This window comes from Vibrio sp. B172a (assembly GCF_030248355.1).
Taxonomy (GTDB): domain Bacteria; phylum Pseudomonadota; class Gammaproteobacteria; order Enterobacterales; family Vibrionaceae; genus Vibrio; species Vibrio owensii.
In genome coordinates, this window is sequence record NZ_JAHGAC010000008.1 from 1 (window position 1) to 23,526 (window position 23,526).

Sequence of the window (23,526 nt, forward strand, 5' to 3'; positions counted from 1 at the left end):
GAAGCCGAAGCTTCTAATTGAATTATCATCAACGAGTGCCCACACAGATTGATAGGTCTATATTGTTAAAGAGCTTGCTTCGTAAGCTTTGCTATCGAAGCGGAGGCGTATTCTAAGGAATTAATTCTTAGTGTCAAACACTTTTTCAAATTAATTTTTAGAAGCTTTTCTTTCGCCTCATTGCCAACTGCTTTTGCGTTTCCGCTTTGCCCTGACAACGGAGGCGCATTATAGGGAGATGATTTTTCTTGGCAACCCTTTTTTAGAAAAAACTTTAAAAAAAAGCGTCGAGTGATGAAATCTCACTCAAACGCTTATTTTTAACACTTAGTTGTTAACTTAACGTAGCAAATAGGCAATCAATATGTGTCAACCCAAGACTCTTCAAAGCTTGTGATATCAAGATCCAGTGACTTCGCCGCTTCGATTTGCTCAATTGCCTCTAATTCTTTATTTACACTGCTCATCGTTAATGTGTTGTTGTCTAACTCAAACACCTGACTTTGAGTCGTATAGTAGAACTTAAGTATCGTCAGCGCTTTTACATCGTGGTCAGCAGAAGCGGCTTTAATGCTTTTCAGTTTGCGAAAGATCTTGTTGTGCAACTGCTTGAGTTTCCAGACATACAACACTTCTTCCATATAAGGGCGTGTTTTGAATTGGTTCAGCAAAGACAGTGAAGTAGCTAAGGCAAGCACAACACCAATTAAGTTCCAATGAAAGTTCCCCGTCGACTGTTCAGGTACTACATCTGTATTACCGAACAAAACAATTAATAGCGTACTAAAAGCAAGAGAAGAGATAGCAAGCAAAGCAACAAAGCCACCAATTACTAGGTTGACCTTCTTTCTATAGACTTGTTTGTTTATTTTTTTGATTTCCATATACCGCTCCTAACAGGTTGCCTCTATTCTAACCAGCACACTCCGCACGACAATCGAAGCTTTGTAAGTAAGTTCACATTTGCTATTAAACTCGCATCCCTTCCCTGCTTGGGTATATACTTCCGCGCATTCACTCTTCCTATATAGAGGCTAAATTCATGCGCTCTTTTGTTTTACGAGCTCGCGCGGCGCCAACCACCAGCAAAGCATTGTTAGAAGGTGTTGGTAATGAAGCGCATACAGAGATTCTTGCTCATACCATGATGAACACTATGTTCGTTGCTCAATCACACCGTGAAGATGTGGTTGTTCACTTGGTTTTAGAAAGCACAAAAGACTTCTCACGCACCATTACTATTCGCTCCAACGACATCACCAACATTGGTGGCTTCCATGAGTCAACCTTGATTGCAGCAGTGGCTCGCGCTTTGGATGCTTCGGTTGGTATGGGCAAAGAGCAACTTCGTGAAGTCGAACCTGGTATCACCGTTCGTACTGTCAGCTTTGAACGCCTAGTGCAAGAACTGGCAGAAGATCACCAACTATATATGTTGGATAAAAAAGGCGAATTTGTTCGTGATGCAGAAATCGGTGGAAACCCATGTTTCTTGCTAACTGACCATATTCCGATGCCGAAGAAGTCTTTTAACAGCTTGAAGCGCCTTGGCACAGAGAAAATCAGCTTAGGTCCTAAGATGCTTTTCGCTTCTCAGTGTGTGGTATTGATCCACAATGAGTTGGACATTCGCGAATTTTAATTCTCGCGAGTTAATCATTCGATAAAAGAAAGAGGACTCCATTGAGTCCTCTTTTTGTTTCTATAGGAATGCTAAGTTTACTTACCACCAATGCTCAAACGAGCAAAACGAACGTCTGGCGAGAAGAAAGTTCGGCTATCGTTAATTAGCTGAGTATCACCCACTGCCTCAACTTCTTGCAGCATCTTGTAGAAGTTACCCGCTACAGTGATACCACGCACTGGTTGAACGCGCTCACCATCACGGCACAAGAAGCCACTCGCACCAAATGAGAAATCACCACTCACTGCATCCGCACCAGAATGGACACCTTGAAGTTCGACTAACTCTAGGTACTCACCCGCTTTTACTTCTGACGCACTGCTGTTACCTGTCGCAATCACTTTGTGATTCGCTGATACGTCTAGGCTCGATTTTGCACCGCGAGCGGCACTTGCTGTCGAGACTGCGCCCAAGTAACTTGCGGTCTGGCTGTTGTGTAGCAAGGTTTTCAAATCACCATTAGCAATCATCACATTGTTTTGAGTAGCGAAGCCTTCACTATCAAAACTCGCGATTGCCATACCATTTGGCATGTAAGCCGTATCAGTAAAGGTAATCAAATCACTCGCAACACGTTGACCAAGCTTGTCACCCAGTGGCGTAATGCCTTTCATCGCGCTTACGCCAGAGAAAGCACTGCCGAAAGCACCGAATAAACTTGCTAGCGCATTGATGTGGAAAATAGCAGGGTAGTTACCCGTCGCAACCGGTGCGCCTTCAAGAAGATCGCGAGCAAGGTTGTAGCCACCCTCGATACAGTAAGCTGGATTCAACTCATCAAAACGGCGACCCAGTGACATTCTACCCGCCATTGACTGTTTGCCGTCTTTTTCAAACAAGGTATACGCGTAACAAGTGAACGAGCGCTCGAAGTGTTGACACAATGTGCCTTGAGTATTGGCAATGATCAGTTGTGTTTCGCCATCGCTGTAACCATTGTAAGGTGCGCTAGAGGCGTGAGGCAGAGCTACTACACCTTGCTCAAGTGCGAGAGACAGTTCGATTTTTTCGTCAACAGAAGTTGTATCTTCTTGCGCAATCTCAGCAACATCAGTCGCGATGTGGCTGTTCACGCAGCTAATAGTCTGATGTTCATCTTGCTTGGAAAAGCGAGCGCTTTGCAGTGCGTTGGTCAGCATCAAATCTAAGCTTGGTTGCTCTAAAGACTCAGAGTAGCTCGTTGCAACGCGCGCATCTTTCACAACACGAACACCCAGAACTTGGCTTGAGCTTACTTTGTACTCATCCAGCTTTCCTTGGTTCGCTTTCAGAGAAAAGCTGCTGTTGCGGTTTACAATGACGTCCGCTTCTGCACCTTGGCGTTTTGCTTCTGATAGGACGTAATCAACCGCATTAAGAAGTTGTTGTTCTTGGCTCATTAGTTACCGCCTCCTACCAGAATGTTATCGACTTTCAGCGTTGGCTGACCGACTGTTGTTGGCACTGAACCACTCACGGAACCACACATGCCCGGCGCAAGCGCCATGTCTTTGCCGACCATGCTGATTTCCTTCAACACTTTTGGACCCGTGCTGATCAGCGTTGCTGTTTTCAGAGGTTTAGTGATTTTGCCATTTTCAATGAGATAAGCTTCACGAACAGCAAAGTTGAACTCCCCCGTACCCGGTTGAACCGAGCCGCCGCCCATCTTCTTCGCATAGATACCACGCTCGATGCCTGCCAGCATGTCATCAAGTGAATGCTCGCCCTCTTCGATAAAGGTGTTACGCATACGCGAGGTTGGTGCGAACTTGTAGTTTTGACGGCGACCAGAACCCGTAGGTTCGTAACCTGTCTTCATGCCACCCATTTTATCGACCATAAAGCTGGTTAGCTTACCGTCTTTAATCAATTGAGTGCGCTGAGTCTTCATGCCTTCGTCATCAACATGAATCGAGCCCCATTCGTTGGTCATGGTGCCATCATCGACTGCATTCACCGCGGTGTGAGCAACCATTTCGCCCATCTTGTCGTGGAATACTGAGGCTTTCTTCGCAACTGAAGTGGTTTCTAGCAAGTGGCCACAAGCTTCATGGAAAATTACTCCGCCAAAGCCGTTACCAATCACTACTGGCATTTCACCCGATGGACAAGCATCGGCGCCAAGTTTGACCAACGCTTGCTGCGCGATAGTTTGACCTAGCTCTTTGGCATCAAGCTGTTCACTGAACTCCCAGCCAGCAAGAGCGCCAGGTCCTTCCATACCAGAAGACTGCTCATTACCTTTTTGAGCGACAGTATTACCAGCAACTCGGATGTAGTGACGAGTATCGTCAACGTGCAGACCTTCTGAATTGAAGATAGACACTTGTTGTTCGCGCTGAAGCACGCTGCCGATGAACTGGCTGATATGTTCACTCTCTGCACGTGCGGCTTGGTCAACTTGCAACAGGAAAGCAATTTTAGAATCTAGGTTAGCGTCTTTGCCAAGTGGCATACGACAACCATGTTGAATTGGGTAGCGGTTCAGATTGAGAGAACCTGCTGACGCGATTTGCTCACGCTTGTCTTTTGCAGCAAGCAGTGAGGTGACGCGTTTAAGTTCGGTTTCATCTGTACTGTTGGTGTAACCGTAAAGCACTTTATGACCGAAGAAGAGACGAATACCGATACCAAAATCGATACCCGAGTTCACCTTATCCACCTCACCAGATGCGATCTGGACAGTGTTGGTTTGATGGTGTTCAACGAATAGCTCAGCGAAATCAGCCCCTAAAAAGAGGGCATGATCGATCACCGCTTTCGCTGTTACAGAATTAAGCATGAAATCTCCTTGCTCGTTGATCGTCCTAGCCTTCCCCACCTTTGAGTTAGACTCTGTTTATAACAGTCACAACCTAAATTGGATGACTCAAAAGTATATTGGCAACGCGTTAAATATTAACACTTTTTTAACCTTGTTTTATGCTAATCCTTGCTAAATCAAAGAACGATTCGTTACGTATTATGTCGACATCTCACTATTAGATAGTGTCTTGAACTGCCAGTTTCAATGCAGCACGTTATTTACACTAATTTCTGTTCTCTCGTTACTGCTCTCAAGTCTCATATTTAATCGATTGCCCCCTCTTGGCCGGAAAAAACACGTGCACCGTAACTGAGTGAACTGCTATTATCTTGACGAAATAGTCGGGGGGCCCATGCAGTGAATGCGTCGGCTGAGATCGAAATTCGAGACCCGTTGAACCTGATTCAGTTAGCACTGACGTAGGGAACTATCATCACTTTGCCACTAGCCTGCTTCAAGTCTGTACCGACGCAGCTAGCCTCAACGGATCCATACACCGATCTTCAATGGCCAAGTAAGTTCCTTTACGTCTGTAATAGGAGCGACCATGGCGCAGCAGTCAAGCCAAGAAAAACCATCAACACAGCCACAAGCAGCAACTTCAACAGACACACCGATTGTGTTGACGATTGCAGGTTCTGATAGTGGCGGCGGCGCGGGCATTCAAGCCGACATCAAAGCGATGTCCGCAACCGGCAGTTTTGCTTGCTCGGTAATCACGGCGATTACTTCGCAAAATACCCAAGGCGTTTCTGCGATTTTTCCCATTCCTCTCGACCATGTAGAGAGCCAACTCGATGCGGTATTTACCGACCTCAACATCGTTGCAGTAAAAGTAGGCATGCTGGCCGATTCCAACATCATCAAAGTCGTTGCCAACAAAATTAAACAATACCAACCAAAACACCTCGTGATTGACCCTGTAATGGTGGCCACCAGCGGCGATCTATTACTGGAACAGTCAGCAATCAGCACTTTAAAAGAAGAATTGATTCCGCTTGCAGACATCATTACCCCTAACCTACCCGAAGGCGCAGCATTGACGGGTAAGCCAGTACCTCAATCAGAATCTGAAATGAACGATATGATTGCTGATTTACGCGCGCTAGGTGCAAAAGCGGTGCTGTTAAAAGGCGGCCACTTAGAAAAAGACGAAAACAGCAACGATCTGCTGATCATGCAAGACAGCGCCGAGTTAATCAGCGCTAAACGCTTTCCAACCAAAAACACCCATGGCACAGGCTGCACGCTGTCTTCTGCTATAGCGTCCTACCTTGGCCAAGGCAACAACCTGCACAAAGCGGCGCACCTTGGTAAGCAGTACATTAGCCAAGCTATCGCGCACGCTGACGAATTAGATGTCGGTAAAGGTCACGGCCCTGTGAACCACTTTTTTGCAGGTCACACGCATGTGCGCTAATGCACTCGGCATTCAGCTTAACGAGGCAAGTCTGCAATACAAAGACAGCCAAACACCAACATTAGCAGGGTTGAGTATGACCATCCCTGCCAATCGATGGACTGTGTTACTTGGTCGCAGTGGTTGCGGAAAAACGACGATCCTTCGTTATCTAGCCGGGTTGTTAGACGACAAAGTCGAATGGCATGGTGAATTAACTACGACGGATGGCATCGCCCTACAAGAACGTATCGCCTACATGGCACAACAAGACTTGTTGTTGCCGTGGTTAAATGTGTTAGACAACGTCTGCCTCAGTTCTCGATTTTCTCAAGACCAATCACCAGAGCAAAATAAACAACGTGCACTGATTTTACTCAACCAAGTGGGACTCGCCGATTACGCGGATACTAAGCCAGCTCAGCTCTCTGGCGGCATGAGACAACGTGTTGCCCTTGCTCGCACTCTGATGCAAGACAAGCCTCTAGTTCTGATGGATGAGCCTTTCTCTGCACTGGACGCGGTTACTCGTCATAAGTTGCAAACCTTGTCTGCCGAATTACTGAAAGATAAGACGGTTGTTCTGATTACCCACGACCCACAAGAAGCGGTGCGATTAGCTCACCAACTCTATGTACTGCAAGGTACGCCTGCGCAAGCTCAGCACTTGGTTGTTCCGGGTTCTACGCCTCCACGAGTTCTCGATGGAGAATGCGCGGCGCTACAACAAGCGATTTTGGACCAATTGGAGAAAGACTATGAGTGATATGACTCAGTACAACTCCGTTTCGGCACGTATTGGTAAAAAAGAAAGCGTGACCCATCCAGCTCTGCGTTTGGTCATCAGCACTGCGGTGATCTTGGGATTGTGGCAGTTGGTCGTGGTGATATTCGATATGCCAAGCTTCATCTTACCTTCACCAATTGAAGTGCTGGATAGATTGGTCACTCGTTACGATGTCCTGCTCAAACATACTTGGGTTACCGCGCAAGAGATTTTACTTGGCTTGGCGCTTGGATTATCGATGGGTTTGCTATTCGCATTGCAAATGCTGATGTTCGAGCCGCTCAAGCGCTGGTTACTGCCCATTCTGATTGCTAGCCAAGCGATCCCTGTATTCGCCATCGCGCCAGTACTCATGCTTTGGCTGGGTTACGGCATTGCATCGAAAGTAGTCATGGCGGCGATCATCATCTTTTTCCCCGTCACGACATGTTGCTACGACGGTTTGCGCAATACACCAACAGGTTACCTAGATCTTGCCAAGACTATGGGTGCGTCTAAATGGCAGCTACTTCGTCATATTCAATTGCCAGCCGCACTACCAACTTTAGCCTCAGGTATTCGTGTTGCCGTCGTTATTGCGCCAATTGGAGCAGTGGTCGGTGAGTGGGTAGGTTCAAGTGAAGGCTTGGGTTATCTGATGCTCCAAGCCAACGCTCGCATGATCATTGATGAGATGTTTGCAGCGCTGTTTATCCTCGCTGTGCTGTCTATCTCACTCTACTTCATCACCGATAAATTATTGAAAAAAGCCATCCCTTGGGAAAGCAAGTAATTGCCGAAAATAACCAAAGGAAATTGGGAAAGAAAAGGAAGAACCCCGTGAATAAAAACAAACTTATGAGCGCTGCTGCTCTACTCGCTTCAGTGGTATCAACCAACGTCCTTGCCGCTGAAAAAGAGATGACACTGATGTTGGATTGGTTCGTCAATCCAAACCATGGTCCTATCGTGATTGCCAAAGAGCGCGGTTACTTCAAAGAACAAGGTTTGAAGGTCAACATTCAAGAGCCTGCAGATCCAAGTACACCACCTAAGTTGGTCGCTGCTGGCAAGGTCGACATGGCGATTTCATACCAACCGAGCCTAACTATCGATGTCGCAGCTGGTTTGCCACTAATCCGCTCTGCGACTTTGATTGCTACGCCACTCAACACTCTGATGGTGTTGGATAACGGTAAGAATGAAAACCTTGGCGACTTGAAAGGCAAGAAGATCGGTATTGCGATCGCAGGCAACGAAGAAGCAACAATCGGCACTATGTTAGCTCAAGAGAACGTGAAGTTTTCTGACGTACAAATCATCAACGTAGGTTGGGCACTGTCTTCGTCTCTTGCGTCTGGCAAAGTGGATGCGATTTGGGGCGGTCTACGTAACTTCGAAACCAACCAACTTGCACTAGAAGGTTATAAAGCTAAAGCCTTCTTCCCTGAAGAACACGGCGTGCCAGCGTATGACGAGTTAGTCTTCGTAGCCAATGCGAAAACCTACGACAAAGAAGCCATCAAGGCATTCAACAAAGCACTTGAGCAAGCGACCACTTACATCGTTAACCATCCAAAAGAATCTTGGAAAGAGTTTGTGGCTTATTCACCAGACACCCTCAACAACGAGCTTAACCAACGCGCTTGGAATGACACGCTAACTCGTTTCGCTCTTCGTCCATCTGCAGTAGATCTGAAACGCTACGATGATTATGCCGAATTCATGTATTCACAAAAAATCATCGAGACACTGCCAAAAGCGAAAGATTACGTACCGAGCTTTGACTAATTCTACTGACCTTAGGCTCAAAGCCTAAGGTCTTTTGATAACGAGATATCCATAATGAAATACCAAGACTTGATCGACGCTTGCCACCAAGATTGGCAAGAATACACTGAGCATGCTTTCGTGCTGCAATTGGCGCAAGGCACTCTGGCTCAACCTTGTTTTCTGCACTATCTAAAGCAGGATTTTCTGTTCCTAAAGCAGTACGCACGAGCTTACGCATTAGCGATCTACAAAGCGCGTACTTTGGATGACATGCGCCGTGCTCTCCCAAGCGTACATGCATTGCTCGATTCTGAAATCGCCCACCACGTGACTTACTGTGAGCAATGGGGACTGACGGAATCCGATCTAGAAAACGAGCCAGAAGATTTCGGCACTGTGGCTTACACCCGCTACGTATTGGATGCTGGCATGACGGGCGATCTTGTTGATCTATACGCGGCACTAGCGCCATGCTCTATCGGTTATGCCGTTATCGGTAAGATGCTGATTGAAGATGAAAAGACAGTAATCGAAGGCAATCCATACGCAAGTTGGATCAATCTCTACGGTGGTGAAGAGTTCCAATCTGGTGTCGCAAAAGGTGCAGAACACTTTAACCAGTTATTGGCGGAAATCGACATCAATAGCCAGCGTGGTCAAAACCTGATTCAGGTATTCAAAACCGCAACACGTATGGAAGTGGCATTCTGGCAACAAGGTCTGAACGCTCAGCAAGATTAATCGGAGAGTCTCATGTTAATTGAACAAATCACCCAAGCATTAACCGCAGTGCGCCAGCAAAAGCCATTAGTCGTCAACATCACTAACTACGTGGTGATGAACAACACGGCAAACGCCCTATTGGCCATCGGCGCTTCTCCAATCATGGCGCACTCCAAGCAGGAAATGGCAGAGATGATGTCGTTCGCTGGCGCATTGGTTATCAACATTGGAACCCTAGACAGCGTTTGGACACCTCGTATGAGCTATGCCGTAGAGCAAGCCAATGCCAATGGTAAAATCGTTATACTCGACCCAGTCGGTTGCGGAGCAAGCTCACTACGTACAGAGACATCACGTGAAATCGCACGCCTTGCAGACAAGTTGATCATTCGTGGTAACGCCTCAGAAATCATCGCTCTCGCTGGTGAGCAAGCACAAAGCAAAGGCGTCGATGCGTTAGACAGCAGCGACGCGGCACTTGGTGCAGCCAACTTCTTAGTCACAGAGTATGATGCAAGCGTGGTGATTTCTGGCGAGACCGATTACATCGTCACGAAAGGGCAAACCGTGCAACTAAACAATGGTCACGAGATGATGCCATACGTAACAGGAATGGGCTGTACGCTCACGGCACTAACGGGCGCTTTTGCTGCCGTTGGTGATGACACTGGTCTCGCAGCAGCAGCGGTATTAGGTGTTGTTGGCGAGATTGCAGCGGAACAAGCTCGTGGTCCAGGTAGCCTGCAAATGAACCTGTTGGATGAGCTTTACCAGTTGGATGAAGAAACATTGGCGAAGCGCCTCAAACTGCACGTGCAATAAGCTTTTATCTCTTTTAACACTAGCCTCTCAATCCTCTTTCAATGAGAGGCTTAAAGGAAACCCAATGAACGCCTATCGTTTATATTTGGTCACCGATGACCAACAAGATTTAGCCACACTAAAGCGTGTTGTGAGAAAAGCGGTGGAAGGTGGCGTGACTATGGTACAAGTCCGCGAAAAACACGGTGATGTACGTGCGTTTATCGAACGAGCTCAAGCCGTGAAAGACATCCTTAAAGATACCGATGTGCCTTTGATCATCAATGACCGCGTAGATGTCGCACTGGCTGTCGATGCTGATGGGGTCCACCTTGGGCAATCAGACATGCCAGCAATCATTGCTCGTGAATTGATTGGACCAAACAAAATTCTCGGTTTATCTATCGAAAATGAAGAGCAGCTTGCAGAAGCCGACTCTCTGCCGATTGATTACATCGGTTTGAGCGCTATCTTCGCGACGCCAACCAAAACCAACACCAAGAAGTTCTGGGGTATTGATGGCTTGAAGATGGCGTTAGAGACCACTTCACTGCCGATTGTTGCCATTGGCGGCATTAACGAAAGTAACATTCCGCAGCTTAGCGCCACTGGTGTTCATGGCTTGGCTTTGGTTTCGGCAATTTGCCACGCTGAAGATCCAAAAGCCGCATCGGAGTACCTATTGGGTTTGATGAGCTAACCTTGCTCACTCCAGAGCAAAGCGCTTATGGATGAGCGCGTTCATCTCTGTATTTCGCTACTCTAAAAGACCGATTGAAAACCAAAGAAGAAGTAGACTCTTCTCTTGCACCGAGATATTCATCACACTAATCATTCTGACAGAATCTCACACTTTCCCTATTCTGCACCTGAACGCCAAAACCTTGCTCCCTAAAGAAAATACTTTCCTTCACCTCCAGAGTCATACTGCGCCAAACAACAAAATAAAAGGCAATAACGATGAAAACCTCTGGAAAAAACCTCTTAGTCTTTGCGCTGCCTACCCTACTCATTAGCGGTTGTGGATCAGATTCAGAACAACTCACCATACCAACATTGGAAACCAAAACGCTCAATCTTCTCACGGTCAATGGGCTAACCTTTAAGGATCATAATAAGAATGGCGAATTAGACGCTTATGAGGATTGGCGACTGAGCCCAAAACAACGCGCAGAGAATCTTACTCAACAAATGAACAACGCCGAAAAGGCAGGCTTGATGATGCACGGTACATTCGTGCTCAGCAGCGATAGCTCAAGACTCGTTTTTAAAGGCGATGGCATAACCAACACCACACTAATTCAAGAACGTTTCCTCAATACCTTTATAACTCGCCAAGAAGGCGACGCCACTCTGATGGCAGAAGATAATAATCATGCTCAAGAATTGGCGGAACACACTCGCTTAGGGATTCCTGTTTCTATTTCAACCGACCCACGCAACCACTTTAATGCCGCATTAGGAACTTCAGTCTCTTCCGGCGATTTTTCACAATGGTCGGAAACACTCGGCCTAGCCGCGATCGGCGATGCTGAGTTCACTAAAACCTTCGCCGATGTCATTCGTCAAGAGTACCTAGCCGTCGGCATCAACCAAGCACTCCACCCAACTGCTGACCTCGCTACCGAACCAAGGTGGGGGCGAGTGAACAGTACATTCGGTGAAAACGCTGAGTTATCACGAGAAATGACCAAAGCCTATGTCCAAGGTTTACAACACAACAATACCGAGCTGACGAAAGATGGAGTCTGGGCGGTTGTAAAACATTTTGCTGGTGGTGGTCCGCAAGAAAATGGCGCGGATGCACACTACTTCGCTGGGCGCTATCAAGTTTATCCGGGCAACAACTTTGACTATCACCGCATTCCATTTAAAGGCGCTTTTGAAGCTGGCGTTGCGGGCGTGATGCCTTATTACGGAATTCCTTATGAGCAACTACCGGAAAGTGAAGGTAATGTTGGCTTTGGTTACAGCAAATACATCATGACAGATATTCTTCGAGGCGAAGAAAACTTCGATGGCGTGTTGCTATCAGATTGGTTAGTCGCTAACGATTGTGTCGATACATGTCGAACTGGGATCATCACACATGAAGATGCAGAGAAGAATCCGTTCACTTACTTAGGTATGCCTTGGGGTAAAGAAGACGAAGATTCAACAGAGCGTTTCGCTGCTTCTGTCGATGCGGGTATTGACCAATTTGGGGGTATCGATGACCCTGCTTTATTGCTTGCGAATATTGAGAGCGGGCGTCTTACCCAAGAGCGCATCGACTTATCGGTAAATCGAATCCTGACGAATAAGTTCAAACAAGGTTTGTTTGAAGACCCGTTTGTTGATGTCGCCAAGGTCAATGATGTGGTCGGTAAAACAGAGTTCCAAGAGCTGGGTATTGAATCTCAAGGACGCTCCGTTACCTTGTTGAAAAACGACAACAACGCATTGCCTTTATCAGTAGAGGAGTTAGGTAAAGTGTATGTCTACGCCAACTATGGCGGTACAGAGCAACCAAGCATTGTCGACAACGCACAACAATATGGCTTAAACGTCGCAGAAAATATGGCAGATGCTGACACCATAATCATTCGTACGCAAACCCCCGCCACTCTCGCCACGGCATGGTTCCCATTTGGGGTCGCAATGCCGTCTGGCGAGCTTGGTTTTGTGGCACAGGAAGACTTCCAATTGCGTCCTTACGAAACGCAACCTGACCGTGAACCGGGAGAATCTGCACAACTTTGTTATGAGGGTTTGACCGATAACCTAGGAGCTTGTATTTACAATAGTGGCAATGTCTATAGTGTCATTAATCAGGCCATCAACTCAGGTAAGCGAGTAATTTTTGATGTATTCATGATTCGTCCAGCAGCCCTAGGTAATATCAACGATCAGCTGCCAATCATCTTGGCGAACTTCGGTACATCGGACTCTGTCTTTTTTGATGTCATCACCGGTAAAGTGAAACCAGAGGGTAAGTTACCTTTCGGCCTTCCGAAGTCGACCGATGAGGTGGTTGCCAAAGGTAAAGAAGATGTTCCTTCTTATGAGGAAGATCCGTCAATCACGCTATACCCATTTGGATATGGTCTCAGCTATTAACAAACCTAGCTACGCTAGTTAGCAATTCAATAAATCAGCATGGTTTGGACTCCGATTGGCTACCAAACCATGCTGAATAAAACTTCGATGAAATATATCCACCAGCACGTTTATACACGGCTTTACACCTACCTCGCACAACACCGTAACATAAAGGGGTTAAGCGAAGAGCTATCTAAGTTAAACCATCGCTTAGATAAGGTCGCACACGTCTCAGAAAAGCACTTTCAAGAGCTTTGTTATATCGTTGCAAAATACGAGATCCCTTTACCTGCGCACGATATTTCCACGTCCGAATTATTGGAAACTTATCCAGAATTTGCCTACGTACTAAATGCACCAAATGCGACAGAAGCCATTCACCGTCACGTTCAGTTCAAGCCGATTATGGGCTCACGTGACCGCTTGTATTATCGGATAGCACCGCAAGGTGATGTTGTTGTCCATTACGTACAAGATGAAGGGGTTGTCGATATTTATGGCCCTATACTTAACTTGTGTTTTGTTGCTAAAGCACTCACTACCTTATCTCTTCCGCCTGATTCAATGCGAATTCAGTCCAATAAATTTATTCCGAATATCAAAGATTTTGAGCAAACGAGCGGTGTCATTATTGAAGCTGGAGAGCAAAACCAACTTATTCTAAAAGCCCCTTATGCACAGCATCGGCTTGAAACGAATAATCCTCTTCTAGACCAGCACCTTAATCAGCGCTTGTTAACTTCACTGGCCCAGTTAGAGTCCTTAAATGATCTAAATACCACTGAGTTAGTGATGCTGACTTTAGAACGCTTATACCATCATGATTCGCTCATGCATGCTTCAAGCAAAATCCTAAATCAAATGGGATACTCTCGCTGGACGCTAGCCCGAAAGCTTAAACAAGAGGGGCAAACCTTTGATCAATTGCTCAATCAATTTAAACAAAAGAAATGCTACGAAGTGTTGTCATACACATCGATTCCTCTTGTCGCATTGTCAGAACGTTTAGGCTTTCAATCTCAGTCCTCACTCAATCGTTTTACTGTTCGCACTTTTGGGCTTTCTCCAATGGAGATTCGGAGCAAAATAAACAAGACCGAATTGACAGAGCGTTGATAAGTTTTTCACATCGATTGTCGTAAGATAGCCGCCTATTTTCGACTGCTGTATGACTTTTCATGAAAACTAAAAAATACGGTTTGATGATGCTCGCCTTGTTCATTCTTGGCATCATCCCACTTTCGCTGTTTGCCTCGTATCACGATCTTACTTCTCATGTTTCTGACGGCACTGGCATTCTCTTTACTCTGCTAACCGATTCTGCGGGCAGTAAAGGCTTTTTGATCACCCTCACGCTGTTGGTGTTATCGCTTTACCGCTTCAAGCCGAGCCTATCTGACTGGATGCAAAAACTGTCCATGCTGGGATTGTTACTGGTGATTGGTTTTGCCAGCAAAACAGGCTTGAAGCTTATGACAGAAAGCCCGCGTCCCTACACAGAACTGCTTGCCGCAGAGCAATTAATTGAACACCCAGAAGCGTTTTATCAGTTGGAGACTGAACAACAAGCGAGTGTGATCGGAGAGATCTCCGAAAAAGTCAGTGAATGGCGCACTCGTCACTGGCAAGGTGAAAAAGACTATTCCTTCCCATCTGGTCATACAATTTTCGTTTCTATCTGTTTAGCCTTCTTTGGTGGGTTATTTTTGCAGAACAAATGCTATTTCTCTGCTGCTACCTTATGGGTGTGGGCAATGGGCGTGGCGTACAGCCGTTTGTGGCTCGGCATGCACAGAATTGAGGATCTGATTGGTTCAGTGGTATTTGTCGCCATCGTGTTTACTTTGCTGCCTGCATTTCAAATTACTAAAAAAGCGCCTTTCGTTGCCTTAACGACCAAGTAAAGAGCTGAAAAATAGATAAAAGAGAAGCCAGCAAGTTGCTGGCTTCTTTAGTTTTGTATCTTAGGTTCTGACTGAGCTTAACCGTTCTTAGGCGGTGTGAATGCCGTTAGCTCTAGCACTGGACCTTCGTACTTCTCGATACGAACCAATGCAGAGTTCGCCGCACAACCGTTCGCAAGGCGAGAGGTTGGAATATCGAGCGTTAGAACGTTACAACCACCGTTTTTGCAGATGCCTGTTTTCGGGTCTAGATCTGGCCAACCACCTTCGTGGATACATACTGAGCCTTGCTTGATGCCATCAGTCACCAATGCACCAACCAGAACTTGACCGCGGCCGTTGAAGGCGCGAACAAGATCGCCGGTCTTAATACCACGCGCTTTCGCGTCCTCTGGGTGGATAGAAATCGGCTCACGGTCAGCAATCGCGTACTCTTCACGAATCTTCGCGTAGTTGAACTGGCTGTGTAAACGATGCGCCGCGTGCGCTGTCATTAGCTGGAGTTCACCATCCGTTGCATTACCCGTGTACTCTGTTGGCTCCATCCATGTTGGGTGTGGAGGACAGTCTTCAAGCTGGTAGCCTTCAATCGTCTTAGAGAAGATCTCGAATTTACCACTTGGCGTACCTAGTGGGCTCATGATTGGGTTTTCACGGAATTCTGCGTAACGAACGAACTGCGCGTTCTTCTCGTTCCACTTCATTTCGATCAACTGGTTATCTTCCCAGAACTTGCTGAAGTTTGGCATTGCGATACGTTGACCACGGCCGCCTTGCTGCGCCGCTTTATAGAAGCCGTATAGCCATTCCATTTCAGTCTTGCCTTCGGTGTAAACATCACGTCCGCCCGGAGCAAGTAGTTCTGCCATGTCCGCGAATACATCAAAGTCGTTACGAGCTTCACCTTGAGGCTCAACCACTTGCTTCATCGGCACTAGGTGTTGGTTACTGTAGTCACCTGTCATGGTCATATCGTTACGCTCGAACGATGTAGTGATAGGTAGAACAATATCCGCGTGCTTCGCTGCCGCTGTCCAGTATGGTTCAGAGATAACGATAAGCTCTGGCTTTTGCCACGCTTTGATCAGACGGTTAGTGTCTTGGTGGTGAGTAAAGTTCGCACCGCCTGCCCACCAAATCATCTTGATCTCAGGGAACGTTAACTCATGACCATTGTGGTGGTAGCTCATACCTGGGTTTTCTAGTGCTTCAACAATACGTGCCACTGGGAACGCGTTAACAGAACCAGAAACTGCCCAGTCGTTACCTGCAGAAGAACCGCCGCCTAGAGACGCAGAAATCGCAGGAAGTACACCCGCATCACGTGAAGGGTTGCCGCCGTTTGAGTAGTGGTAAGAGAAACCAAAACCACCACCCGGTAGACCAACTTGGCCCAGCATAGTTGCTAGCGTTACCAGCATCCAGTGACGTTGCTCACCGTATTGCTGACGCTGCATACCCCAGCCCGCCATTAGCATTGTGCGGTTTTTGCTGAAGATGTCTGCAAGCAGCTCAAGTTGCTTAACTGGCACGCCACAAATCTTAGATGCCCACTCTGCTGATTTCTCAACGCCGTCTTCTTTACCCATTAGGTAAGCTTCGAATACGTCGTAACCTGTGGTGTATTTCGCTAGGAATTCTTTATCGTGCTTACCTTGTTTCACAAGCGTATGCGCGATACCCATCATCATCGCCACGTCCGTCATAGGGTGCGGAGCAATCCACTGTGCGTTGTCACCAAAGAACTCGATGGTTTCTGAACGCATTGGGTCGATAGCGATAACCGTCTTACCTGACTTCTTCAGCTGATGGAAGAACTCAAGGCCCGCACAGTCTGTTGAGCTCCAAGCGATTTTCAGTGTGTTGATTGGGTTAAGACCCCAAAGCACCACAACGTCACTGTGCTCAAGAACCACAGGGTAAGTCGTTTGCTGTTCGTAAACTTCAATAGAGCCTACCACGTGCGGCATGATCACCTGTGCTGCACCTGTAGAGTAGTCACCAAGGTGACCTGAGTAACCGCCCGCCATGCTCATGTAACGTTGTAGAAGCGTTTGTGCTTTGTGCAACACACCACTTGAACGCCAACCGTAAGAACCAGCAAAGACAGATTCAGCACCGTGCTCTTTACGAATGCGCATGTGTTGCTCGTGAATCAGTTTGTAAACTTCATCCCAAGACACGCGAACGAATTCATCACTACCACGCACGCCTTCTGGCGCTGATGGGTTTGCCAAGTAGCCTTTACGTACCATTGGGTACTTAACACGAGCTTTCGTATGAACTTGGTCAGGGCCCGTAGTTTGAAGGCTGTTTGGTACCGTTTGTGGCAATGCGTTTGTGGTTGAAACCAGCTTGCCGTCTTTTACTTCACACAGCATTGGGCCCATGCGACCCGCTGTAAGTACACCTGAACCACGCTTATCAGACGCTAGTGCGCTCATTGGCGTCAATGAAGTGAAAGCCAGAGCACCAGCAGTTAGACCAGTGCCTTTTAGAAATCCGCGACGAGTTAAATTAGTCATAATCTTATCCTTCTATTTCTCTATTAGTGACCAACCACATCTTTCGCGTGGTGCTGGAAGAACTTAGTCAAAATTTCTAGGTTTTCTGCTGAAATATCAGTGCGATCACCCATACTCTTCGCTACAGGACCCCATGCGTTCACAGTAAAGTGATTTGAAGGAATTTTCGCGTGACAAGTTGCACAGTAAACGTTGTCCAACTCTTCTGCGTATGACCAAACCGGCTCTAGCGTATCAACCACTGGAGAATCGATCGTTGCCGTTAGAGAAACAGGACGCCACTCGTTGCCGTATACGTCTGCTTTGAACTCGCCAGCTTCAACTGCTTGTTGGCCTTGTTCAGATAGTGTTGCAACAATCGCGCGTTGACCTTCACCCATGTAAAGCACTTGCTCAGCGCCTTTCATTTGGAATGCATTGATCTTAACGGTGCGGTTGTCACCTTCCGCTTTTACAACGTTCAGTTTGGTTGTTGGATTCACCGTACCAAAGTCACCCATGCTGATAGACGTCACTGGGTAAACCACTTTCGCGTCTGCTGCTGTTTTGGTAGTGAAGCTCATCAGTGTTTCAAACGCCTTGCTATCAAGCTCCGCTTCTGGAGCGAAGTGCGCTACGCCTTTGTGACAGTCGATACACGTTTGGTCATTCGCTTTGCCGTATGCGTGCATCTTCGCCGCATCACGTGATTGTTCGAACTCTTCCATTGCATCGAAGTCATGACAAGAGCGACAGGTTGCCGAATCGTTTTCACGGAACTGCTCCCAAACCATCTCTGCAAGTTCAGTACGGTGTGCTTCGTACTTCTCTGGCGTGTCGATCTTACCTGTTACAAACTCATGGTAGATGTCTTTTGAAGCGCGGATCTTAGTGACTAAGTAATCCATTGGCTCTTTCGGAATGTGACAGTCCGAACATTCTGCGCGAATACCTTTGGCGTTACTGAAGTGCACTGAGCCTTGATACTCTTTGTAAGGGATTTCCATAGAGTGACAAGAGAGACAGAACTCAGTGTCGGATGTGTAATGCATCACTGCTGCGGTGCCACCTAAAGTTAGCCAGCCCACACCAATACCCACTGCCACCATTGCGGCGATATAACGTTTTTTAATTGACATAATTAGAAATAAATACTCACAAATTCACATGCTTTGTCGCATATTTACCTCTTTAGTAGTATCTGGTAATTGATCTGAGTCATACGTATACCCTAGGTGGTGACTTATTTTTCGTTATTGAGAGGCTTCTTAGCATATTCCATTTTTCTGAAAAATCTTTCTTGACCGAACCTATTCGTCATAACGATAGATGTTGTTTATCAAAGCACTTTTGATATGTTTGTGTGAGATATGAAAACTCGATCACATGGAGGCGATTCAAACGTGTTATCTCTACCCATTTCCACCCCAAGAACTGAGCTTAAGCCGCTAACAAAAAGTGATTGGGATCTGTATCGCCGCTTGAGTAGCGAACCACAAATCATCGCGCTTTGTTTTGACCCGCCGACCGAAGACGAAATGCGCCAAAAGTTCGAATCACGGTTACCGGCATGGACACCGCAAAGCGAGCATTGGTTATGTTTGGTGATTTATGAAAAACAAAGCGCACAACCAATCGGCATCACAGGCTTTGTATTGCAAGATGGCATTGCTGAAGTCGGGTATTTATTGCTGCCAGAGTTTTATAGCCAACAGTTTGGTACGGAATCTCTTACCGGTGTGATTGAGTGGGCGTTTGAGCAGCACAAGATATCTCAGTTTTCCGCCACGGTCACAGAGGGCAATATTGGCTCTGAACGAGTGCTGGAAAAATGTGGCTTCAAACTCACCGAGACCATCCCCGAAGCCTATGAAATAGGCGGGAAAAAGCACGCAGATAAGCTCTATTCATTACAAAAATAATATTCACGACAAACAATAAGGACGTGTTTTGCAGAAAGTAGTCATCATCACAGGCGCAAGCCGAGGCATCGGAGCCGCAACCGCTAAATTACTCGCCAAACAAGGCTATGCCGTATGCGTTAACTATCGCGCGCAAGCCGAGGCTGCCGCGCAAGTTGTTCGTGAGATTGAGGAGGTTGGCGGTAAAGCCATCGCCATCAAAGCGGATGTTTCCGATGAGCAGCAGGTACTCTCATTGTTTGAACAAACCGAACAAGCACTGGGAAAAGTCACTCATCTCGTCAACAACGTGGGCATCTTATTCACCCAGTCTCGTCTTGCGGACATGAGCCTTGAGCGATTCCAAGCTGTGATGAACGCTAATGTGACGAGCTGTTTTCTCTGTTGCCGAGAAGCAGCAAAACGATTTGAACCTGGCAATGCAATTGTTAATGTTTCTTCTGCCGCATCCCGCTCTGGTGCGCCGTTTGAGTACGTTGATTACGCAGCCTCGAAAGGCGCAATGGACTCGCTCACCAAGGGATTATCGTTAGAGTTGGCGGAGCAAAACATCCGCGTAAACGGGGTTCGCCCCGGCTGCATTTATACCGATATCCATGCCGATGGCGGCGAGCCGAATCGAGTCGACAGGCTCAGTGAAAAAATCCCTCTTAAGCGAGGAGGCACGGTAGATGAAGTGGCCAATGCCATCGCGTGGCTACTCGGTGATGAAGCGTCTTATGTCACAGGTTCGTTTATCGATCTAGCTGGCGGAAATTAAGGAACAGTAATGAAAATCAGATCAGCGACACCCGACGATCTCAATGCGCTGTTTGTATTAAACACGCAAATTAGCGAACTTCACTTTCGTCATGCGCCACAAACTTTTGTTCCACCTTCTGAAGAAGACAGAACCTTTCTAGCAGATGCGCTGGCCGATGATGCCCGATTGGTGCTCATAGCCGAAGAAGGTCAACAAGCACTTGGCTTTATCACTGCGACCATTACCCAAAATGAAACCATCAGCTTTTTAATCAAAGACCCGATTTGCCGCATTGGCACCATCGTTGTCGATGAAAACCAGAAGTCAAAAGGCGTTGGCCGAGCCTTAATGACGGCCGTTGAACAATGGGCACGCGAGTCAGGTGCAACTCAAGTCCGCTTGGAAGTCATGGAGTTTAACCACAATGCGCAGCAGTTTTACGACAAACTGGGCTTTGTTCCCAACTCCCGTCTTATGATGAAATGTTTGTAACGATCACGGCATTTAAGCGAATTTCAGCGTTAAAGCTAACGTGAATCGCATTTATCTTTCGCGCTTTCCTTCCCTTTTCGAAAAGACGATATGATGTACGGATATCCCCAAGTGACTTCAAGATGCAGGATTCAGAGCGAGTTGACTTGGGTATAAAGGAGATTCGAACATGATTTATCTTTTCGATTGGGGAAACACCTTGATGGTCGATTTTCCTCACGCACAAGGAAAAATGTGCGATTGGGAACACGTTGAAACCGTTCCTCAAGCCAAAGAGACTCTGGCTCAACTCACACAGCATCACCAAGTTTATATCGCGACTAGCGCATCAGATTCCGCGATGGAAGATGTGCAAAAAGCCTTTCAACGAGTCGGGCTCGGCCAATACCTTTCTGGCTACTTTTGCTTTGCCAACCTTGGTATTGCCAAGAATCAGCCTGATTTTTATCTTGCGGTAGCAAAACAGTTAAACGTTGAGCCGAGCCAACTCACCATGGTTGGCGACTTACCAGAAAAAGACATTTACCCAGCAATGGACGCAGGGTTAAACGTTGTTTGGTTCAATCCTCATGATCTCCCTGCGCCAAGCAAACCCATCCCAAATCAAATACGTTGTTTGTCCGAGTTGCTAAGCACCTGACCGACATACGCACAAATACACTTGAGCCACTAAACTTTATGCACCAGTCAAGGAAGATGAATGCAGATTAGACCGATTACCGTCAACGACATTGACCACTTTATTTCGCTCTGGAATCGCGTTTATGAGGAAGGAGAATACTTGCGCTCGCCGGCGCCAGACAAAGCGATGCTGAGTGAGGTAATCACTCGTGTAGAAAAAGAATCCATTCCCCAATTTGTGGCCTTTGATGGAAAACGCCTAGTCGGCAGTATCGAAATCTTCCCGGCCGAAATGTGTGGCTACGAAGGAGGTGAGTTCGCTAAAACGGGCATTCTCGGCATTCATATTGACCGCCACTATCGAAACCAAGGGTTAGGAAAAAAGCTACTCACCACCGCCATTCAAAGCGGTTGGCAATATGGCTATGACACTATTGCTTTGAATGTCTACAAGACCAACCATCCTGCGATTGCCTTGTATGAGAAGTTTGGCTTCGAGCATTGTGGCGAGTTAGGTGAAGTGCTGCTGCCTAACGGCAAATATCTGATGAGTCAGAAAATGGTCTTAAAGCATCCGTAAGTTGATTCTAGTAGCAAGACCACATTGCCTTTGCGATATACTGATCGGAACCCAATATTTACCGCGTACTTGTGATGATTGAATATAAACCCTTATCGCCAAATCAAATCCCGATGGCTTTGCTATTAGAAGCCGATCCAGACCAAGACAACGTTAATCGCTATCTTGCAAACTCATTGAGTTTTGTTGCGGTGGAAGAGAACCAGATCGTCGGAGCATGCGTGGTGCTTCCGCTTTCAGAAACGCAGGCTGAAATCATGAACGTCTCAGTCGCACCTACGCATCAACAACGTGGTATTGGCTCAGATTTATTGCGATTTGCCATTGAAGAGTTAAAAGGCGAATCTTTTCAAAAGTTGATATTAGGAACGGGGACGTTTGGTTACCAACTGACTTACTATCAACGCTTGGGTTTCAGGGTAGAGAGCGTGGATAAAGATCACTTCTTACTCCACTACCCAGAACCAATTTGGGAGAACGGTATCCAGCACAAAGACATGCTGCGTCTGTATCTAGACCTTTAAACATAAAGGCTTAGTTAGCTTTTCATATCCAACTTTTTACCCAAGTATTCAATTTCAAAAGTCGCATACCCAAGCTGTACCGCTTCAAAAGAGTACATCAGGTTTTGCGCCTGCTGGGCATCTTTCGCCAATACGGCGACGGAGTAAATTGGACGCTCAACACCATTCTCCAAAACTTGGGTATTGATGTAAGACGACGTGACTAAGCCAGAGTTGTTCAAGCTGATCACTCGCTGCAAGTCGACACCCAATACACGGTCCATTTCTAACGCTTCAATGCCCTCTTTCCAACGTAACGTCACACTGTAGTTATCACTTTCTGGCGTGTTATCTAACCATTTGGCGCCTAGTGGTTGAATGCTCGCGATCTTCACCAAGTCTTGCTGGTACATAGGTAAGTCCTGCAATTTAGTGGCAACTTCCGCCTCGTTATCAGCCGACAACACGAAACGCAGAATCTGTATTGGCTTACCATCGATACTGCTTGGTAAAACAAACATGTCTTTCACATCACCTTGTTGGATCAGTTGGCTAAAGGCCGCTTTCTGTTCTGGCAATGTTTTGAGAACCTGCTCCGAATCATTGGTGTTCCAAGCCAGTTCCACGCCGTAATCAGCAGCCAAGCTAGAGAAAGAAGCCACAGTAAGCGTGCTTAATAGAATGATTTTTTTCATAAGGTTACCTTTCACTTAACGATTTTCTTTTTTGCTTCAATATAAATTCAATGTTGTGGATCGCTTGATTACCAACGACTGCGGTATGCACGATGACAGCTTCGGCAAGTACTCTGAGCTTGCTTAAGTCCTGCCTCAGCCGATGAAACTTGTTGGTTCTGCGCAGCTTGATACAACTGTGCAAACCCTTCATCCATTTGCAGCATCAAGCGATTGAAGTTATCTGGTTTGCTCCACACTTCTTTCTTCGCTTTGCTCTCAGCTTGGCTTCCCTCTGGAAACGCTTGTTGCAGTTGTGCGCTGTGGCGAGTGAGCTCAACACCAATCTGCTCTAGCGCGTGCCAATCGGTATTGCTGCCTTTCAATGTCTTGCCGGCTTGTTTCGACAGGGACTCTATTTGCTCAAATGCATTCTGACGCGATTCAATTTGAGCGCTGAAGTCTTGGGCAAACACTGTTGTTGATACAAAGATGGTCGGTAAAAGTGCAATCAGTGCCAATGTCTTTTTCATTTCGTTCTCCTGGTTTTTCGTTCTTGCTGTGTGGTT

At 46.7% G+C, this 23,526-nt stretch carries 23 protein-coding genes, 1 pseudogene and 1 riboswitch; of the genes and pseudogenes, 17 read left to right on the forward strand and 7 right to left on the reverse strand.

The genetic code is table 11. The features are described 5' to 3' along the window. Window positions 1-359: 359 nt before the first annotated feature. Complete coding sequence (locus tag KIT90_RS09845; protein WP_285376489.1) at window positions 360-884, reverse strand: DUF3087 domain-containing protein; 525 nt, start codon at window positions 882-884, stop codon at window positions 360-362. Between the two features lie 158 nt (window positions 885-1,042). Here KIT90_RS09845 and trmY point away from each other — a divergent pair, with 158 nt between their 5' ends. Further along, window positions 1,043-1,642 (forward strand): tRNA (pseudouridine(54)-N(1))-methyltransferase TrmY, encoded by a 600-nt coding sequence (trmY, locus tag KIT90_RS09850; protein ID WP_005374282.1) that lies wholly within the window; start codon window positions 1,043-1,045, stop codon window positions 1,640-1,642. Window positions 1,643-1,719: 77 nt separating this feature from the next. On the opposite strand, the gene KIT90_RS09855 is transcribed toward trmY, so the two are convergent. Both KIT90_RS09855 and KIT90_RS09860 read right to left on the reverse strand, forming a co-directional pair. Then, entirely contained in the window at window positions 1,720-3,063 is a 1,344-nt protein-coding gene (locus KIT90_RS09855) for a TldD/PmbA family protein (protein ID WP_285376490.1), read from the reverse strand. Next, complete coding sequence (locus KIT90_RS09860; RefSeq protein WP_045485735.1) at window positions 3,063-4,448, reverse strand: TldD/PmbA family protein; 1,386 nt, start codon at window positions 4,446-4,448, stop codon at window positions 3,063-3,065. Before KIT90_RS09860 ends, KIT90_RS09855 begins: the two co-directional genes overlap by 1 nt. A 356-nt stretch (window positions 4,449-4,804) precedes the next feature. Then, window positions 4,805-4,915, forward strand: a riboswitch (TPP riboswitch). A gap of 104 nt (window positions 4,916-5,019) precedes the next feature. On the opposite strand from KIT90_RS09860, the gene thiD reads away from it, so the two are divergent. From thiD to KIT90_RS09910, 10 genes and pseudogenes are all read left to right on the forward strand, one after another. Then, entirely contained in the window at window positions 5,020-5,892 is an 873-nt protein-coding gene (gene thiD, locus KIT90_RS09865; protein WP_285376493.1) for a bifunctional hydroxymethylpyrimidine kinase/phosphomethylpyrimidine kinase, read from the forward strand. Beyond that, window positions 5,882-6,637: an ABC transporter ATP-binding protein gene (locus tag KIT90_RS09870; RefSeq protein WP_285376494.1), complete on the forward strand. Its 756-nt coding sequence runs from the start codon at window positions 5,882-5,884 to the stop codon at window positions 6,635-6,637. The genes thiD and KIT90_RS09870 overlap by 11 nt, the downstream gene beginning before the upstream one ends. 58 nt (window positions 6,638-6,695) lie before the next feature. Beyond that, window positions 6,696-7,430: pseudogene (locus KIT90_RS09875) on the forward strand (ABC transporter permease); the annotation flags it as partial. A 47-nt stretch (window positions 7,431-7,477) separates the two neighbouring features. Continuing rightward, window positions 7,478-8,428 carry an ABC transporter substrate-binding protein gene (locus tag KIT90_RS09880; RefSeq protein ID WP_020195161.1) on the forward strand — a complete coding sequence of 317 codons (951 nt, stop codon included), beginning with the start codon at window positions 7,478-7,480 and terminating at the stop codon, window positions 8,426-8,428. A 54-nt stretch (window positions 8,429-8,482) separates the two neighbouring features. Further along, window positions 8,483-9,151, forward strand: a complete 669-nt coding sequence (tenA, locus tag KIT90_RS09885) for a thiaminase II (RefSeq protein ID WP_050923889.1) — start codon at window positions 8,483-8,485, stop codon at window positions 9,149-9,151. A 12-nt stretch (window positions 9,152-9,163) separates the two neighbouring features. Beyond that, window positions 9,164-9,955 carry a hydroxyethylthiazole kinase gene (thiM, locus tag KIT90_RS09890; protein ID WP_074051845.1) on the forward strand — a complete coding sequence of 264 codons (792 nt, stop codon included), beginning with the start codon at window positions 9,164-9,166 and terminating at the stop codon, window positions 9,953-9,955. A gap of 64 nt (window positions 9,956-10,019) precedes the next feature. Next, window positions 10,020-10,634 (forward strand): thiamine phosphate synthase, encoded by a 615-nt coding sequence (gene thiE / locus KIT90_RS09895; RefSeq protein ID WP_256893241.1) that lies wholly within the window; start codon window positions 10,020-10,022, stop codon window positions 10,632-10,634. Between the two features lie 260 nt (window positions 10,635-10,894). Further along, complete coding sequence (locus tag KIT90_RS09900; RefSeq protein WP_285376496.1) at window positions 10,895-13,033, forward strand: glycoside hydrolase family 3 N-terminal domain-containing protein; 2,139 nt, start codon at window positions 10,895-10,897, stop codon at window positions 13,031-13,033. A gap of 69 nt (window positions 13,034-13,102) precedes the next feature. Further along, window positions 13,103-14,131, forward strand: coding sequence for an AraC family transcriptional regulator (locus KIT90_RS09905; RefSeq protein ID WP_285376498.1), 1,029 nt, complete (start codon window positions 13,103-13,105; stop codon window positions 14,129-14,131). 62 nt (window positions 14,132-14,193) lie between these two features. Further along, on the forward strand, window positions 14,194-14,919 hold the full coding sequence (locus tag KIT90_RS09910) for a phosphatase PAP2 family protein (RefSeq protein WP_285376500.1): 726 nt from the start codon (window positions 14,194-14,196) through the stop codon (window positions 14,917-14,919). Window positions 14,920-14,996: 77 nt separating this feature from the next. Here KIT90_RS09910 and KIT90_RS09915 read toward each other — a convergent pair whose 3' ends face one another. Continuing rightward, entirely contained in the window at window positions 14,997-17,444 is a 2,448-nt protein-coding gene (locus tag KIT90_RS09915) for a molybdopterin guanine dinucleotide-containing S/N-oxide reductase (protein ID WP_005435330.1), read from the reverse strand. 23 nt (window positions 17,445-17,467) lie between these two features. Then, window positions 17,468-18,562, reverse strand: coding sequence for a NapC/NirT family cytochrome c (locus KIT90_RS09920; RefSeq protein ID WP_009706835.1), 1,095 nt, complete (start codon window positions 18,560-18,562; stop codon window positions 17,468-17,470). A 231-nt stretch (window positions 18,563-18,793) separates the two neighbouring features. Here KIT90_RS09920 and KIT90_RS09925 point away from each other — a divergent pair, with 231 nt between their 5' ends. From KIT90_RS09925 to KIT90_RS09950, 6 genes are all read left to right on the forward strand, one after another. Beyond that, entirely contained in the window at window positions 18,794-19,345 is a 552-nt protein-coding gene (locus KIT90_RS09925; RefSeq protein ID WP_285376502.1) for a GNAT family N-acetyltransferase, read from the forward strand. Between the two features lie 28 nt (window positions 19,346-19,373). Further along, complete coding sequence (locus tag KIT90_RS09930; RefSeq protein ID WP_285376503.1) at window positions 19,374-20,105, forward strand: SDR family oxidoreductase; 732 nt, start codon at window positions 19,374-19,376, stop codon at window positions 20,103-20,105. 9 nt (window positions 20,106-20,114) lie between these two features. Beyond that, entirely contained in the window at window positions 20,115-20,579 is a 465-nt protein-coding gene (locus KIT90_RS09935) for a GNAT family N-acetyltransferase (protein WP_045484694.1), read from the forward strand. A 169-nt stretch (window positions 20,580-20,748) separates the two neighbouring features. Further along, the gene (locus KIT90_RS09940; RefSeq protein ID WP_285376506.1) at window positions 20,749-21,219 is read left to right on the forward strand and encodes an HAD family hydrolase; all 471 of its coding nucleotides are present in this window, start codon (window positions 20,749-20,751) and stop codon (window positions 21,217-21,219) included. A gap of 60 nt (window positions 21,220-21,279) precedes the next feature. Then, entirely contained in the window at window positions 21,280-21,780 is a 501-nt protein-coding gene (locus KIT90_RS09945; protein WP_038883601.1) for a GNAT family N-acetyltransferase, read from the forward strand. 74 nt (window positions 21,781-21,854) lie between these two features. Continuing rightward, entirely contained in the window at window positions 21,855-22,304 is a 450-nt protein-coding gene (locus KIT90_RS09950) for a GNAT family N-acetyltransferase (RefSeq protein ID WP_032802845.1), read from the forward strand. A 14-nt stretch (window positions 22,305-22,318) separates the two neighbouring features. On the opposite strand, the gene KIT90_RS09955 is transcribed toward KIT90_RS09950, so the two are convergent. Both KIT90_RS09955 and KIT90_RS09960 read right to left on the reverse strand, forming a co-directional pair. Continuing rightward, entirely contained in the window at window positions 22,319-22,978 is a 660-nt protein-coding gene (locus KIT90_RS09955) for a hypothetical protein (protein WP_285376508.1), read from the reverse strand. A gap of 68 nt (window positions 22,979-23,046) precedes the next feature. Beyond that, on the reverse strand, window positions 23,047-23,490 hold the full coding sequence (locus KIT90_RS09960) for a cytochrome c (protein ID WP_285376509.1): 444 nt from the start codon (window positions 23,488-23,490) through the stop codon (window positions 23,047-23,049). Between the last annotated feature and the right edge of the window lie 36 nt (window positions 23,491-23,526).

Coding starts and splice junctions, on each gene's coding strand:
- KIT90_RS09845 (WP_285376489.1), bottom strand. CDS start 884: ATGGAAATCAAAAAAATAAACAAACAAGTCTATAGAAAGAAGGTCAAC.
- trmY (WP_005374282.1), top strand. CDS start 1,043: ATGCGCTCTTTTGTTTTACGAGCTCGCGCGGCGCCAACCACCAGCAAA.
- KIT90_RS09855 (WP_285376490.1), bottom strand. CDS start 3,063: ATGAGCCAAGAACAACAACTTCTTAATGCGGTTGATTACGTCCTATCA.
- KIT90_RS09860 (WP_045485735.1), bottom strand. CDS start 4,448: ATGCTTAATTCTGTAACAGCGAAAGCGGTGATCGATCATGCCCTCTTT.
- thiD (WP_285376493.1), top strand. CDS start 5,020: ATGGCGCAGCAGTCAAGCCAAGAAAAACCATCAACACAGCCACAAGCA.
- KIT90_RS09870 (WP_285376494.1), top strand. CDS start 5,882: ATGTGCGCTAATGCACTCGGCATTCAGCTTAACGAGGCAAGTCTGCAA.
- tenA (WP_050923889.1), top strand. CDS start 8,483: ATGAAATACCAAGACTTGATCGACGCTTGCCACCAAGATTGGCAAGAA.
- thiM (WP_074051845.1), top strand. CDS start 9,164: ATGTTAATTGAACAAATCACCCAAGCATTAACCGCAGTGCGCCAGCAA.
- thiE (WP_256893241.1), top strand. CDS start 10,020: ATGAACGCCTATCGTTTATATTTGGTCACCGATGACCAACAAGATTTA.
- KIT90_RS09900 (WP_285376496.1), top strand. CDS start 10,895: ATGAAAACCTCTGGAAAAAACCTCTTAGTCTTTGCGCTGCCTACCCTA.
- KIT90_RS09905 (WP_285376498.1), top strand. CDS start 13,103: ATGCTGAATAAAACTTCGATGAAATATATCCACCAGCACGTTTATACA.
- KIT90_RS09910 (WP_285376500.1), top strand. CDS start 14,194: ATGAAAACTAAAAAATACGGTTTGATGATGCTCGCCTTGTTCATTCTT.
- KIT90_RS09915 (WP_005435330.1), bottom strand. CDS start 17,444: ATGACTAATTTAACTCGTCGCGGATTTCTAAAAGGCACTGGTCTAACT.
- KIT90_RS09920 (WP_009706835.1), bottom strand. CDS start 18,562: ATGTCAATTAAAAAACGTTATATCGCCGCAATGGTGGCAGTGGGTATT.
- KIT90_RS09925 (WP_285376502.1), top strand. CDS start 18,794: ATGAAAACTCGATCACATGGAGGCGATTCAAACGTGTTATCTCTACCC.
- KIT90_RS09935 (WP_045484694.1), top strand. CDS start 20,115: ATGAAAATCAGATCAGCGACACCCGACGATCTCAATGCGCTGTTTGTA.
- KIT90_RS09940 (WP_285376506.1), top strand. CDS start 20,749: ATGATTTATCTTTTCGATTGGGGAAACACCTTGATGGTCGATTTTCCT.
- KIT90_RS09945 (WP_038883601.1), top strand. CDS start 21,280: ATGCAGATTAGACCGATTACCGTCAACGACATTGACCACTTTATTTCG.
- KIT90_RS09950 (WP_032802845.1), top strand. CDS start 21,855: ATGATTGAATATAAACCCTTATCGCCAAATCAAATCCCGATGGCTTTG.
- KIT90_RS09955 (WP_285376508.1), bottom strand. CDS start 22,978: ATGAAAAAAATCATTCTATTAAGCACGCTTACTGTGGCTTCTTTCTCT.
- KIT90_RS09960 (WP_285376509.1), bottom strand. CDS start 23,490: ATGAAAAAGACATTGGCACTGATTGCACTTTTACCGACCATCTTTGTA.